General features: G+C 70.4%; 14 protein-coding genes. 7 read left to right on the plus strand and 7 right to left on the minus strand.

Features of this window, described 5'->3' with window-relative positions; all coding sequences use genetic code 11:
* Positions 1 to 4: 4 nt before the first annotated feature.
* A complete protein-coding gene (locus FU792_RS09700) occupies positions 5 to 859 on the minus strand; it encodes a GNAT family N-acetyltransferase (RefSeq protein WP_022925686.1) in 855 nt (284 codons plus the stop codon).
* Positions 860 to 1,000: 141 nt separating this feature from the next.
* On the opposite strand from FU792_RS09700, the gene FU792_RS09705 reads away from it, so the two are divergent.
* The 7 genes from FU792_RS09705 (at position 1,001) to FU792_RS09730 (ending at position 7,598) form a co-directional block, all read left to right on the plus strand.
* Positions 1,001 to 2,764, plus strand: a complete 1,764-nt coding sequence (locus tag FU792_RS09705) for a glycerol-3-phosphate dehydrogenase/oxidase (protein WP_149814715.1) — start codon at positions 1,001 to 1,003, stop codon at positions 2,762 to 2,764.
* A 51-nt stretch (positions 2,765 to 2,815) separates the two neighbouring features.
* Positions 2,816 to 3,550 carry an MIP/aquaporin family protein gene (locus FU792_RS09710; protein WP_022925688.1) on the plus strand — a complete coding sequence of 245 codons (735 nt, stop codon included), beginning with the start codon at positions 2,816 to 2,818 and terminating at the stop codon, positions 3,548 to 3,550.
* A gap of 47 nt (positions 3,551 to 3,597) precedes the next feature.
* A complete protein-coding gene (gene glpK, locus FU792_RS09715) occupies positions 3,598 to 5,136 on the plus strand; it encodes a glycerol kinase GlpK (RefSeq protein WP_022925689.1) in 1,539 nt (512 codons plus the stop codon).
* Between the two features lie 70 nt (positions 5,137 to 5,206).
* Complete coding sequence (locus FU792_RS09720; protein ID WP_028131148.1) at positions 5,207 to 6,010, plus strand: transporter substrate-binding domain-containing protein; 804 nt, start codon at positions 5,207 to 5,209, stop codon at positions 6,008 to 6,010.
* Positions 6,011 to 6,023: 13 nt separating this feature from the next.
* A complete protein-coding gene (locus FU792_RS17920; RefSeq protein ID WP_238705965.1) occupies positions 6,024 to 6,227 on the plus strand; it encodes a hypothetical protein in 204 nt (67 codons plus the stop codon).
* A 20-nt stretch (positions 6,228 to 6,247) separates the two neighbouring features.
* On the plus strand, positions 6,248 to 6,829 hold the full coding sequence (locus tag FU792_RS09725) for an amino acid ABC transporter permease (protein ID WP_238705966.1): 582 nt from the start codon (positions 6,248 to 6,250) through the stop codon (positions 6,827 to 6,829).
* Position 6,830: 1 nt separating this feature from the next.
* A complete protein-coding gene (locus tag FU792_RS09730; RefSeq protein WP_022925692.1) occupies positions 6,831 to 7,598 on the plus strand; it encodes an amino acid ABC transporter ATP-binding protein in 768 nt (255 codons plus the stop codon).
* 88 nt (positions 7,599 to 7,686) lie between these two features.
* Here the strand turns inward: FU792_RS09730 and FU792_RS09735 are convergent, their stop codons facing one another.
* Genes FU792_RS09735 through dxr form a run of 6 tightly spaced genes read right to left on the minus strand, consistent with a single transcriptional unit; the run spans position 7,687 to position 13,555 of the window.
* Entirely contained in the window at positions 7,687 to 8,163 is a 477-nt protein-coding gene (locus FU792_RS09735) for an SRPBCC family protein (RefSeq protein ID WP_022925693.1), read from the minus strand.
* Between the two features lie 15 nt (positions 8,164 to 8,178).
* Positions 8,179 to 8,880 (minus strand): nucleoside/nucleotide kinase family protein, encoded by a 702-nt coding sequence (locus FU792_RS09740; RefSeq protein WP_022925694.1) that lies wholly within the window; start codon positions 8,878 to 8,880, stop codon positions 8,179 to 8,181.
* 4 nt (positions 8,881 to 8,884) lie between these two features.
* Positions 8,885 to 9,736 (minus strand): GNAT family N-acetyltransferase, encoded by an 852-nt coding sequence (locus tag FU792_RS09745; RefSeq protein WP_022925695.1) that lies wholly within the window; start codon positions 9,734 to 9,736, stop codon positions 8,885 to 8,887.
* Positions 9,737 to 9,770: 34 nt separating this feature from the next.
* On the minus strand, positions 9,771 to 10,946 hold the full coding sequence (gene ispG, locus FU792_RS09750) for a flavodoxin-dependent (E)-4-hydroxy-3-methylbut-2-enyl-diphosphate synthase (RefSeq protein WP_022925696.1): 1,176 nt from the start codon (positions 10,944 to 10,946) through the stop codon (positions 9,771 to 9,773).
* 53 nt (positions 10,947 to 10,999) lie between these two features.
* A complete protein-coding gene (locus FU792_RS09755) occupies positions 11,000 to 12,322 on the minus strand; it encodes a M50 family metallopeptidase (protein ID WP_022925697.1) in 1,323 nt (440 codons plus the stop codon).
* A gap of 15 nt (positions 12,323 to 12,337) precedes the next feature.
* Positions 12,338 to 13,555 carry a 1-deoxy-D-xylulose-5-phosphate reductoisomerase gene (gene dxr, locus FU792_RS09760; RefSeq protein ID WP_022925698.1) on the minus strand — a complete coding sequence of 406 codons (1,218 nt, stop codon included), beginning with the start codon at positions 13,553 to 13,555 and terminating at the stop codon, positions 12,338 to 12,340.
* Positions 13,556 to 13,558 lie beyond the last annotated feature (3 nt).

Raw genomic sequence — 13,558 nt, forward strand, 5'->3', positions numbered from 1 at the left:
CGGGTCAGAGCAGCACGGTGGCGAAGGTGCCCGTCTGGACGAACCCGACCCGGCGGTAGGTCGCGACCGCGGGGGCGTTGAAGTCGTTGACGTAGAGCGTGACCACGGGGACGACGTGCTCGATCGTGTGCTCGACCACGGCGGCCATCGCGGGTGCGGCCAGACCTCGGCCGCGCCAGTCGGGGTGGACCCAGACCCCCTGGACCTGCGCCGCACCGAGAGCCACCGACCCCAGGTCGGCCTTGAAGACGACCTCGCCGTCCTCCACCCGGACGAGGGTGTGGCCCTGCTCGATGAGCCCCGCCACGGCGCGACGGTATGCCCCGCTGCTGCCGCGGTAGGGCGGGTAGCCGATCTCCTCGGTGAACATGGCTGCGGCCGCCGGCACCACGAGGTCCAGCTCGTCGGCCCGGGCGGGGCGCACCCGGTGGTCGATCGGCACGCCCAGGACGGAGGGGCGCTCCTGCATCGTCAGGACCAGCTGGTTCTCCCGCACCTCGCGGGCCGCTCCCCAGTGCGGCTCCAACCGGGACCAGAGGTCGAGCACCTGGTCCACCGGGCCGAAGATCGAGCTGGCGGACGCACGCCGCTTCACGACCTTGCCGGCCAGCGCACCGATCGCCCGAGGACTCGCCGCCACGGGGACGACGTTGGCCGCGCACCAGCACAGCGCGTGCTCCCCCGCGGCCTCGTAGCCGAACAGCGGGCCACGCGTGCCCACCAGGCCGCTCTCCTGGATCCGCGCCGCGACGAAGACGTTGGTCACCGGGTCCTGCGCGCACACATCCAGGGCACGCCGGACGTCCTGGAGCCCGTAGGCCCGCACGCCCCCGGTCCCGGAGCCCAGTGTGCGCAGCATGCCCCCAGCCTGCCGCACGACCGTCGTGGGGGCGACACCGGTGCGGCCGCGGTTCCGACCCCACGGCGCTGTTGCGCGGTGCAGCACCGCACGGCAGGATCGTGAGCGCGCAGTATCACCACGGACACGAGAGGCGACCACATGCAGCCACGATCACTCAGCCCCGCCAGCCGCGAGCAGGCCCTCCGGGCGCTCCGCGACTCCGCGACGGGTGGTGAACCGCTCGACGTGCTGGTGATCGGCGGTGGCGTGACCGGGGCGGGGACCGCCCTGGACGCCGCGACCCGCGGCCTGTCGACCGCGATCGTCGAGGCCCAGGACTGGGCCTCGGGGACCTCGCAGTGGTCCACCAAGCTGGTGCACGGCGGCCTGCGCTACCTGCAGATGCTCGACTTCAAGCTGGTCCACGAGGCGCTCACCGAGCGCGGGCTGCTGCTCAAGACCCTGGCACCGCACCTGGTCAAGCCGATGCCCTTCCTCATCCCGCTGGAGCACCGCGTCTGGCAGCGCGCCTACTACGGAGCCGGCGTCACCCTCTACGACCTGCTCGCCAACATCATGCCGGGCCGCCGTGCGCTGCCCATCCACCAGCACACGACGCGAAGCGGCCTGAGCAAACAGTTCCCGGACCTGCGGCACGACACCGCGATCGGTGCCGTGAAGTACTACGACGCGACGGTCGACGACGCACGGCTCGTGTCGACGCTGGTCCGGACGGCCCACACCTACGGCGCGCACGCCGCCAGCCGGACCGAGGTGGTCCGCATCGTCAAGGACGAGCACGGCACCGCGATCGGGGCCGAGCTGGCCGACCTCGAGACCGGGGAGCGTTTCGAGGCGCGCGCCCGGCACATCATCAACTGCACCGGGGTGTGGACCGACGACGTCTCCGACCTGGCCGACACCGACGGCGGCCTCAACGTCCTGGCGTCCAAGGGCATACACCTGGTCATCCCGCGCGAGCTCATCCAGGGCACCTCGGGACTGTTCCTGCAGACCGAGAAGTCGGTGCTCTTCTTCATCCCGTGGTCGCGCTACTGGATCCTCGGCACCACCGACACGCCGTGGGAGCTGGACCGGCAGAACCCGGTGGCCACGGCGGCGGACATCGACTACGTCCTGGACCACGCCAACGCGGTCCTCAAGACCACGCTCACCCGCGACGACGTCGTCGGCTGGTATGCCGGTCTGCGGCCGCTGCTCCAGCCCGGCACCAAGGAGGGCACCGACTCGGCGAAGGTCAGCCGGGAGCACACCGTCGCCAGCCCGGTGCCCGGCCTGACCGTCATCGGTGGCGGCAAGCTCACGACCTACCGCGTCATGGCCAAGGACGCCGTCGACTTCGCCCTCGGCGGTCGCGCCGCGGAGCTGCCCTGCATCACCGACCAGATCCCGCTGCTCGGCGCTGTGGGCGAGGCCGCGATGCGCCGCCGTATGCCCGCGCTGCGCGAGCAGTTCGGCTGGTCCGAGCAGATGACCGACCACCTGCTGCACCGCTACGGCTCGCTCGTCGAGGAGCTCCTGGCGATGATCGAGCAGGATCCCTCGCTCGCGCAGACGCTCGAGCACTCGACGGCCTACCTGCGGGCCGAGGTCGCCCACGCCTGCCGCACCGAGGGCGTGCTGCACCTCGAGGACCTCATGATGCGCCGCACCCGGCTTATCTACGAGGCGCCGGACAAGGGCCTGCACACGGTGCCGGAGATCGCCGCGATCGCCGCGGCCGAGCTCGGGTGGGACGAGGCGCGGACGCAGTCCGAGATCGAGGCCTACACGGCGCGCGCCGAGGCGGAGATCGCCGCGGCGGCCGAGCCGGACGACCAGAGCGCCGCCCGCGTGCGGGGGGACCTCGGTGAGGTCGCCCCGCTGGAGGCGATGGGCTCGGGGGCCGAGGCGTCCGACTGACGGGACCGGGCGCCCGCCCGGACCCGTAGGTGACACGAAAGGAAACATCCCGTGGGAGAGATCTTCGTCTCCGAGGTGCTCGGCACCATGATGCTGCTGCTCTTCGGCTGCGGCGTGGTCGCCAACGCGATCCTGCCCAAGACCAAGGGCACCGGCGGTGGTGCCAGCGCCGCCTGGCTGCTCATCAACTTCGGCTGGGGCCTCGGCGTCTTCGCCGGCGTGTTCACCGCCTACAAGTCCGGGGCGCACATCAACCCGGCTGTCACCGTGGGTCTGCTGGCCAACGGGGCCGAGGAGTTCGCGCCCGGTGTCGCCGCCAACGTCGGCAACATGGTCGTCTACCTCGCCGCCCAGATGCTCGGCGCCTTCCTCGGCGCGGTGCTGTGCTGGGTCGCCTACAAGCAGCACTTCGACGCCGACGGCGACCCCGCGGCGAAGCTGGGCGTCTTCTCCACCGGGCCGGAGATCCGGAACTACGGGTGGAACCTCGCGACCGAGATCATCGGCACCTTCGTGCTGGTCTTCGTCGTCATCATGTTCGGCAACACGCCGAACGAGCTCGGCCCGCTCGCGGTGGCGCTGCTCGTCGTCGGCATCGGGGCCAGCCTCGGTGGCCCCACCGGGTATGCCATCAACCCCGCACGAGACCTCGGCCCCCGCATCGCGCACGCGGTGCTGCCGATCCCCGGCAAGGGCAGCAGCGACTGGAGCTACTCCTGGGTCCCGGTCGTCGGCCCGCTCATCGGCGGTGTCATCGCCGGTCTCGTGGCTGCCCTCTACGGCTGACCGCACTCCCCCATCGACCATGCACAACGACGTGAAGGAGCAAGTCCATGGCTGACTACGTCCTGGCCATCGACCAGGGAACGACCAGCACCCGAGCCATCGTGTTCACCAAGAGCGGCGAGATCCACTCGGTCGGTCAGAAGGAGCACGAGCAGATCTTCCCCAAGGCCGGCTGGGTCGAGCACGACCCCGCCGAGATCTGGGAGAACACCAAGGAGGTCATCGGCACCGCGCTCGGCAAGGGCGGTCTCGGCAACGACGACCTCGCGGCGATCGGCATCACCAACCAGCGCGAGACCGCGGTGGTGTGGGACAAGAACACCGGTGAGGCGGTCTACAACGCCATCGTCTGGCAGGACACCCGGACCGACAAGATCGTCGCCGAGCTGGGTGGTGACGACGGCGCGGACAAGTACAAGGACATCTGCGGGCTGCCGCTCGCGACCTACTTCTCCGGCCCGAAGGTCAAGTGGATCCTCGACAACGTCGAGGGGGCCAAGGACCGCGCCGAGGCCGGAGACCTGCTCTTCGGCAACACCGACAGCTGGGTGCTGTGGAACCTCACCGGCGGCACGGAGGGCGGCGTGCACGTCACCGACGTGACCAACGCCTCGCGCACCATGCTCATGGACCTGAAGTCGCTGTCCTGGTCCGAGACGGTCGCCGGCGACATGGGCATACCGATGTCGATGCTCCCGGAGATCAAGTCCTCGGCCGAGGTCTACGGCGAGAGCACCAAGCTCAAGGTGCCAATCGCCGGGATCCTCGGTGACCAGCAGGCCGCCACCTTCGGGCAGGCCTGCTTCGAGAAGGGCATGAGCAAGAACACCTACGGCACCGGCAACTTCATGCTGCTCAACACCGGCACCGAGATCGTCCCCAGCGAGAACGGTCTGCTCACCACCGTCTGCTACAAGATCGGGGACCAGGATGCGGTGTATGCCCTCGAGGGCTCGATCGCGGTGACCGGCTCGCTGGTGCAGTGGCTGCGGGACAACATCGGCCTCATCTCGGACGCGCCGGAGATCGAGAAGCTCGCGACCCAGGTCGACGACAACGGCGGGTGCTACATCGTCCCGGCCTTCTCCGGGCTCTTCGCGCCCTACTGGAAGGACGACGCCCGCGGCGCGATCGTCGGGCTGACGCGCTACGTCAACAGGAATCACATAGCCCGGGCGGCGCTGGAGTCCACCGCCTTCCAGACGCGGGAGGTGTCCGACGCGATGAACGCCGACTCCGGTGTCGAGCTCACCGAGCTGCGCGTCGACGGCGGCATGGTCGCCAACGAGACGCTCATGCAGTTCCAGGCCGACATCCTCGGCGTGGACGTGGTCCGCCCGAAGGTGGCGGAGACGACGGCGCTGGGCGCGGCGTATGCCGCGGGCATCGCCGTCGGCTTCTTCTCCGGTGAGCAGGACGTCGTGGACAACTGGGAGGAGGGCCAGCGCTGGAGCCCGCAGATGAAGGAGGCTGAGCGCGAGCGGCTCCTGCGCCAGTGGAAGAAGGCGGTCACCAAGACCTTCGACTGGATGGACGAGGACGCCGAGGCCGCCGAGGAGGCGGTCGAGGAGGCCGCGGACGCCTGACAGGCATCGATTCGGTCACGATCCGGCCCGGGTGAGCATGTCTCGCCCGGGCCGGACGTATGGTGCGCCCATGACGAAGAATTCGCTCTTTCCCGTGATCGCGGCCAGCGCCCTGGCCTTCTCCCTCGCCGCCTGCGGCTCCGACGACTCCGATTCGGGTGGTGAGGCCGGCGCCGCCGAGATGGAGCTCATCACCGAGGGCACGCTGACGGTGTGTTCGGAGGTCCCCTACGAGCCGTTCGAGATGGAGGACTCCTCCACCGAGTCCGGCTACAGCGGCTTCGACATCGACCTGATGCAGGCCATCGCCGACGGGCTGGAGCTGGAGCTCGAGGTCAAGGACTCCTCCTTCGACGCCCTCGAGTCGGGCCTGGCCCTGAACTCCGGTGACTGCGACGTCGCGGCCTCGGCCATGACGATCACCGAGGACCGGCAGGAGAACCTCGCGTTCTCCGAGGGCTACTACGACTCCCAGCAGTCGCTGCTCGTCCCCGAGGACTCCGACATCGCCAGCATCGAGGACCTCGCCGGGGCCAGGGTCGCCGTGCAGCAGTCGACCACCGGCGAGGCCTACGCGCAGGAGAACGCCGCGGACGCCACCATCACCGCCTTCCCGGGCAACCCCGAGATGTTCCAGGCGATCCAGGCGGGCCAGGTGGACGCCATCCTGCAGGACCTGCCGGTCAACGTGGAGAACGCCCGCCAGGGCGGCTTCATGATCGTCGAGGAGTACTCCACCGACGAGCAGTACGGCTTCGCCATGCAGCAGGACAACACCGGGCTGGTGGAGGCGGTCAACGAGCAGCTGAGCGCGCTGCGGGACAGCGGCGACTACGACACCATCTACGACACCTACTTCAGCGCCGAGGGCTGAGTCGACGACGCAGATGCCTTCCTTGACCCGCACCCAGCGGCAGCGGGGTGTCCGGCTCTCGCTGTACGCCCTCTTCGTCCTCCTGGTCGGTGGCCTCGTCCTGGTCGCCGACCGAGAGGCGATCCGCGAGAACTTCTTCATGCGCGAGGGTTTCACCGAGAACTGGCAGGACTTCGTCAGCGTCGGTGCGCGCGCAACACCGTCCTCTACACGCTGATCTCCTTCGTCGGCGGCTTCGTGCTGGCGCTGGTCCTTGTGCTGATGAAGCTGGCCCCGATCGCCCCGTTCCGCTGGGTGGCCACGGCCTACATCGAGCTGTTCCGCGGGCTGCCTGCCCTGGTCGTCATCCTCTTCATGGCCTTCGGAGTGCCCATCGCCTTCGGATGGCGCCCGCCTGGGGGCACCATCGGCGCCGGGCTGGTCGCCCTGATGCTCGTGGCCGGCGCCTACATGGCCGAGACGCTGCGCGCCGGCATCGAGGCGGTGCCCAAGGGGCAGACCGAGGCGGCCCGGTCGCTGGGCATGAACGGTCCCTGGACCATGGCCACCGTCGTCATGCCGCAGGCATTGCGCATCGTGGTCCCGCCGCTGACCAACGAGCTCGTCATCCTCATCAAGGACACCTCGCTGCTCTTCGTCGTCGGGATGGCCGTCAACGAGAAGGAGCTCACGACGATGGCTCGGGACTTCATGACCAGCGGCCCCTCCGCCGGGACGGCGACGTCGCTGGTCTTCGCCTGCCTGCTCTACCTCGCGATCACGCTGCCGCTCACCCAGCTGGTCGCCTGGCTGGAGCGCCGACAGAAGAGGTCCCGCTGACATGACGGCACTCCACCCCACCCAGCAGGTCGACCCCAGCGCCCCCGCGATCGAGGTCCGCGACCTGCACAAGTCCTTCGGCGACAACGAGGTGCTCACCGGCATCGACTTCCACGTGGACGCCGGGCAGGTGGTCTGCGTCATCGGCCCCTCCGGCTCGGGCAAGTCGACGCTGCTGCGATGCGTCAACCGGCTGGAGGAGCCCACCGCCGGTCAGGTGCTCATCGAGGGCATCGACATCACCGACCCGGAGACCGAGCTGGACGCCGTCCGCTCCCGGATCGGCATGGTCTTCCAGCAGTTCAACCTCTTCAGCCACATGACCGTCCTGCGCAACCTCACCATCGCCCAGCAGCGGGTGAAGAAGCGCGGGCGCAAGGAGGCCGAGCAGGTCGCGCGGGCCAACCTGGAGCGGGTCGGGCTGACCGAGAAGGTGGACGCCTACCCCGCCCACCTGTCCGGTGGCCAGCAGCAGCGGGTCGCCATCGCGCGGGCGCTGTCGATGGACCCGGACATGATGCTCTTCGACGAGCCGACCTCGGCCCTGGACCCCGAGCTCGTCGGCGACGTGCTCGACGTCATGAAGACGCTGGCCGCCGAGGGCATGACGATGATGGTCGTCACGCACGAGATGGGCTTCGCCCGCGAGGTCGGCGACAAGCTGGTCTTCATGGCTGACGGCGTCATCGTCGAAGAGGGCGACCCGCGCGAGGTGCTCGGCAACCCGCAGCAGGCCCGCACCCAGGACTTCCTCGCCAAGGTCCTCTGACCCACCGAGCGTCGCGAATGATTGCCCTCCGGCAACCACGAGCGACGCTCGGTGGGGCGCAGAGCAATCACGAGCGGCGCTCGGTGGGTCAGGGCTCGATGAGGTCCTTGAGCTGGGCCAGGCCCTTCTCCAAGTCCTTGCCGACCAGCCTGTCCATCGACATCACCCGGGCCAGGACGCGCATGAGGCCGGTGTGCTCCCCCGACATGCTCCAGGTCACCATCGTCGCCACACCCAGGTCCTCCGGGTCCAGGTCGAAGCGGATGACGTTGTCAGCGGGGAACGGCTTCTCGAAGTGGAGGTCCAGGTCCACCCGCGAGGGGCGCTGCGCACCCGTGATGGTCATCGACCCCGACCCCGCCTGCTTGTCGCCGTCCCAGGCATACCCCGAGCCCACGCCCGACTTCGGACCCGAGTAGGAGCGCTCCATGTCGGGGTCAACGCCCTCCCACGGCGACCAGTCCCGCCAGCGGCGGAAGTCGACGAGCTCGGTGAAGACCCGCTCAGGTGCTGCCTCGATGCGGGTCGTCCGGGACACGCGGTAGGGCACGGGCGCCAGGGGCATGCGGTCAGCTCCTCGTCACTGCTCGAACCACTGCGGTTCGTCGGGGTCCGGCCAGACCAGCTCGGGGCGCTGGAGGTCGGTGTTGTCCAGGATCCAGTCGGGGGCCCAGGTGCGGGACTGGAGCCGGTAGATCTCCTGGGCCTCAACATAGCGCGCGTTGGACTCGTCGGCGGGATCGTCCGCCCCGGCGAGGCGGGGGAAGCGGGCGTTGCCGCGCGGCACGGTCACCGAGGGCGGGGCGCTGACCAGACCGGTGGCGTCCCACTCGCCGCGCAGCTCGGGGCGGCGCAGGAAGACGCCCTCGACGAGGAGCACGGCGTCCTCGGCCAGTGGCACCGGCTCGGGGAAGACCGGGACGTCGCGGGCGACGTCGAAGACGGCCGGCACGACGTCCTGGCCGGCGCGGAACGGCCACAGGACAGCGCGGCGCAGGGCGTCGTAGTCGTAGGAGTCCTCGTAGCAGGTCGTCCCCGTGCTGCCGCGGGCGTGCCGGTGCGCAGCGGGGTGGTGGAAGCCGTCGACCGAGACCACGTGTAGCTCCCGGCCGGCCACGTGCGGTGCCAGCGCCACGAGCTCGCGCGCCAGATGGCTCTTGCCCACCCCGTCCGGCCCGTCCAGGGCCACGACGGCACGCTCCCCCGGCCGCACCGCGAGCAGCAGCCCCAGCAGGTCGACCAGCACGAGCTGTCGCAGGGGCAGGAATCCGGGCGCACTCACCGCCTCAGGATAGGCGGGTGTCCCCCCACTCCATGTAGACGCCGTTCTCGAGTAGCGTGGCCCAGTCCGGTGGCTGCTTCTCCACGAATCCGACCGCGCGGTAGAGCGACCGCGCGCGGGTGTTGTCAGCGCTGACGTCGAGCCACACGCGGTGCACCCCGGGGTTGGCCAGGGCGTGCTCGAGCAGCTGCCGCAGCAGCAACCGGCCCAGGCCCTGCCCCCGGCCCTCGGGCGCGACCACCATGCGCCGGATCTCGACGACGTCGCCCTCGCTCACGCCGACGAGGACGCCGAAGGCGATGACCCGGTCGAGCCGGTCCACCAGCACCCAGTGCTCCAGGTCCGGGTCGTCCAGCGCCGCGCTGTGCCAGTCGAGGCCGCCCTGCCCGAGGAAGGGGCTGGTGTCCATGGCCTCCTCGAAGCGCACCACCGTCGAGAGGTCGCCGAAGCGCGTATGGCGCAGGTGGGAGCCCACGACGAGCCCGCCACGGTCCCGGCCCAGCGGACGCTCCCTGACGTGCGGCGTGCCGCTCGCCCGGGGTGTCGTGACGACGATCATCTCCAGGTCGTCCTCGGCGTCGTTGCGCATGTAGTGGTGCGTGCGCGGTGGCACCTCGATGCCCGACTCCGCCGGCACCCGCACCTCGCGCTGCCCGAGCGTCATCGTGCCCGTCCCGGCCAGGACGTAGAAGAACTGGCGCGAGCCCTGGTGGCTGTGCGGCTTGCCCGCCGTGCCCGGCGGCATGTGCTCGTGCACCACCGTGAGGTCTGCCCGCTCCACGAAGTGGTAGGCCTGGCACACCTCGTGCCACGTCGACTGGCGGGCGGTCTGCCGGCTGATGGGGTCGGGCGCCATGACCAGACGTTACCGGTCCCGTGTGTCGAGCGGGTTACCCGACGGTGACGGTCGGCGAGCCGGCGACCTCGTCCCCGGCCTCACCCTCGCCCATCTCCTCGGCGATCCGGGAGGCCTCCTCGATGAGGGTCTCGACGATCTGGCTCTCGGGCACCGTCTTGATGACCTCGCCCTTGACGAAGATCTGGCCCTTGCCGTTGCCGGAGGCCACACCGAGGTCGGCCTCCCGGGCCTCGCCGGGGCCGTTGACGACGCACCCCATGACCGCGACGCGCAGCGGGACCTCCATGCCCTCCAGACCGGCGGTCACCTCGTCGGCCAGGGTGTAGACGTCGACCTGCGCGCGACCGCAGGACGGGCAGGACACGATCTCCAGCTTGCGGGGCTTGAGGTTGAGGCTCTGCAGGATCTGGTTGCCCACCTTGACCTCCTCGACCGGCGGGGCCGACAGCGAGACCCGGATCGTGTCGCCGATGCCCCGCGAGAGCAGGGAGCCGAAGGCGACCGAGGACTTGATCGTGCCCTGGAAGGCCGGGCCGGCCTCGGTGACGCCGAGGTGCAGCGGCCAGTCCCCCCGCTCGGAGAGCATCTCGTAGGCCCGGACCATGACGACCGGGTCGTTGTGCTTCACCGAGATCTTGAAGTCGTGGAAGTCGTGCTCCTCGAAGAGGCTGGCCTCCCACACCGCGGACTCGACGAGCGCCTCGGCCGTGGGCTTGCCGTACTTCTCCAGCAGCCGCTTGTCCAGCGACCCGGCGTTGACACCGATGCGCAGCGAGACCCCCGCGTCCTTGGCGGCCTGCGAGATCTGCTTGACCTGGTCGTCGAACCTGCGGATGTTGCCGGGGTTGACCCGCACGGCCGCGCAGCCCGCGTCGATCGCGGCGTAGACGTACTTCGGCTGGAAGTGGATGTCGGCGATGACCGGGATCTGGGACTTCTGCGCGATGGCGGGCAGGGCGTCGGCGTCGTCCTGGGTGGGGCAGGCCACCCGGACGATGTCGCAGCCGGTGGCCGTCAGCTCGGCGATCTGCTGCAGCGTGGCGTTGATGTCGGTCGTCGGGGTCGTGGTCATCGACTGCACCGACACCGGTGCGTCGCCCCCGACCTCGACCTTGCCGACCTTGATCTTGCGGGTCGGACGCCGGGGCGCGAGCACGGGCGGCGGGGCCGAGGGCATACCGAGGGAGATGGGGGCACCAGCAGTCATGCCGTCATTGTCGCACCCGGCGCTGACGGATCCCTGGGTGGTCGCTGGACACCTCAGCCGAGCTGGATCGGCCGCACGATGTCGGCGTAGATGAGCAGGACGGTCATCCCGAGCAGACCGATGGCGACGGCGTAGGCGATGGGGAGCGCGGCCGCGGTGTCGACCGGACCCGGGTCCGGACGCCGGAAGATCCGCGCCCAGGTCCTCTTCGCCCCCTCCCAGAGGGCCCCCGCGACGTGGCCGCCGTCCAGCGGCAGCAGCGGGATGAGGTTGAACACGAACAGCGCCATGTTGAGCGAGGCGAGGACCGAGACCAGCAGCCAGAAGCGTTCCCCGGCGCTCTCCACGAAGCCCTCGATGCCGTCCTGCGTGACGTCGCCGGCGACCCGGCCGACACCCACCACCGACATCGGTCCGTTCGGGTCGCGCTCCTCGGTGCCGAAGGCCGCCTGGGAGACGTCCACGAGACGTTGCGGCAGCGTGAGCACGATGCGTGCCGTGCCGGTGAACATCTCCCCGACCATGCCGGGGACCGCGGTGATCGGCTGCGGCTCGTGCACGATCGTGGGCGAGGCGCCGAGGAAGCCGACCTCCCCGTAGACGTTCTCGCCCTGCTCGTCGAGCACCGGCAGCCCGTCCGCGCCGACCAGCGGGCGCTCCCGCAGCACCAGGTCCGCCGTCAGCTCCTGCCGGGCACCGTCCCGGTCCACCACGAAGGTGGCCTGCTCGCCGGCGTTCTGGATGGCATACGTGGTGTCGGCCCAGTCGTCCACGGGCGTGCCGTCGACCGAGACGATGGTGTCCCCGACCTCGAAACCGGCTGCGGCCGCGGGCGAGGGCTCCTGCCCGGTGCAGTCCTCGTCGGTGACGACGGTGTTGGCGCAGGGAGCGACCTCGCTGACGACCGGTCGGACGAAGGCGGGGCCCTGCATCGTCATCAGCAGCGTGATGAGCACGGCGCTGATCGCGAGGTTCATCAGCGGGCCGCCCGCCATGACGACCACCCGCTTCCACACCGGCAGCTTGTAGAAGACGCGGTCGGTGTCCTCGGGCCGGACCTCCTCCAGCGAGTCCTGGCGGGCCTGCTCGATCATGAGGTGCAGCGGGTTGGAGCTGCTCGCGCGCACCCGTCCGTCGTCACCGGGGCGGGGCGGGAACATCCCGATCATCCGGACGTAGCCACCGAGCGGGATCGCCTTGAGGCCGTACTCCGTCTCCCCGCGCCGGGTCGACCACAGTGTCGGGCCGAAGCCGACCATGTACTGCGTGCACCGCACGCGGAAGAGCTTGGCCGGGACGAGGTGCCCGATCTCGTGCAGCGCGATCGACGCGGCGATGCCGACGAAGACCACGACCACACCGAGCAGGTACAGCATGCGGCGAACTCCTAGTCAGTCCCGGGGACGTCGGTCGATGCTACGCGCGGCGGACTCGCGCGCCCAGCCGTCGGCGGCGAGCACCTCCTCCACCGTCAGGTCAACCCCTGACGGCGACGCGGAGTTCCCGCCGACGTGCTCGTCGACGACCTCGGCGACCACGTCGACGATGCCGAGGAAGGGCAGGCGGTGCTCGTGGAAGGCGGCGACGCAGACCTCGTTGGCGGCGTTGTAGACCGCGGGAGCGGTGCCCCCTATCCGTCCCACCTGCTCGGCCAGCCGCACCGCGGGGAAGGCCTCGTCGTCCAGCGGCAGGAAGTCCCACGTGGAGGCCCGGGTCCAGTCGCACGCCGGAGCGACGTCGGCCAACCGCTCCGGCCAGGACAGACCGAGGGCGATGGGGATGTGCATGGTCGGCGGCGAGGCCTGCGCGAGGGTCGAGCCGTCCACGAACTCGACCATGGAGTGCACGATCGACTGGGGATGCACCACCACCTCGATCGCGTCGAAGGGCACGTCGAAGAGCAGGTGCGCCTCGATCACCTCCAGGCCCTTGTTGACCAGGGTCGCGGAGTTGGTGGTGACCACCTGCCCCATGTCCCAGGTGGGGTGAGCCAGCGCCTCCTGCGGCGTGACGTCGGCCAGCTCGGCGCGGGACCGACCACGGAAGGGACCCCCGCTGGCGGTGAGCACGAGCCTGCGGACCTCGCCGCGCGCCCCGGCGCGCAGCGCCTGGGCGATGGCGCTGTGCTCGGAGTCGACCGGCACGATCTGGCCGGGTCGGGCCGCCCGCGTCACCAGGGTGCCCCCGACGATCAGGGACTCCTTGTTGGCGAGGGCCAGCGTGCTCCCGGCGGCGAGCGCGGCGAGGGTGGGACGCAGCCCGATGCTCCCGGTGATGCCGTTGAGCACGACGTCTGCGCCCTGGCCCGCCACCCGCTCGGCGGCGTCCGGCCCGGTGTGGATCTCGGGACGGTATGCCCGGAGCCCGGCGGCCCGGGCCGCCTCGCCCAGGGCGTCGGCCAGCTCGGAACGCGCGCCGGTGTCGTCCCTGGCGATCGCCACCTGGTCGACCCGCAGCTCGGCCGCCTGCCGGGCGAGCGATCCCAGGTCTCCCCCGCCCGCGGCGAGCGCCTGCACCCGGAACCGGTCCGGGTGGGCGCGGACGACGTCGATCGCCTGGGTGCCGATCGATCCGGTCGACCCGAGCAGGGTCAGGCTCCGTGGACTCACCGA

The organism is Serinicoccus marinus DSM 15273 (assembly GCF_008386315.1).
In the GTDB taxonomy this organism is placed as follows: domain Bacteria; phylum Actinomycetota; class Actinomycetes; order Actinomycetales; family Dermatophilaceae; genus Ornithinicoccus; species Ornithinicoccus marinus.

What these genes read in the sequence shown, in the direction of transcription:
- FU792_RS09700 (WP_022925686.1), bottom strand. Translation starts at nt 859, where the DNA reads ATGCTGCGCACACTGGGCTCCGGGACCGGGGGCGTGCGGGCCTACGGG.
- FU792_RS09705 (WP_149814715.1), top strand. Translation starts at nt 1,001, where the DNA reads ATGCAGCCACGATCACTCAGCCCCGCCAGCCGCGAGCAGGCCCTCCGG.
- glpK (WP_022925689.1), top strand. Translation starts at nt 3,598, where the DNA reads ATGGCTGACTACGTCCTGGCCATCGACCAGGGAACGACCAGCACCCGA.
- FU792_RS09720 (WP_028131148.1), top strand. Translation starts at nt 5,207, where the DNA reads ATGACGAAGAATTCGCTCTTTCCCGTGATCGCGGCCAGCGCCCTGGCC.
- FU792_RS17920 (WP_238705965.1), top strand. Translation starts at nt 6,024, where the DNA reads ATGCCTTCCTTGACCCGCACCCAGCGGCAGCGGGGTGTCCGGCTCTCG.
- FU792_RS09730 (WP_022925692.1), top strand. Translation starts at nt 6,831, where the DNA reads ATGACGGCACTCCACCCCACCCAGCAGGTCGACCCCAGCGCCCCCGCG.
- FU792_RS09735 (WP_022925693.1), bottom strand. Translation starts at nt 8,163, where the DNA reads ATGCCCCTGGCGCCCGTGCCCTACCGCGTGTCCCGGACGACCCGCATC.
- FU792_RS09745 (WP_022925695.1), bottom strand. Translation starts at nt 9,736, where the DNA reads ATGGCGCCCGACCCCATCAGCCGGCAGACCGCCCGCCAGTCGACGTGG.
- ispG (WP_022925696.1), bottom strand. Translation starts at nt 10,946, where the DNA reads ATGACTGCTGGTGCCCCCATCTCCCTCGGTATGCCCTCGGCCCCGCCG.
- FU792_RS09755 (WP_022925697.1), bottom strand. Translation starts at nt 12,322, where the DNA reads ATGCTGTACCTGCTCGGTGTGGTCGTGGTCTTCGTCGGCATCGCCGCG.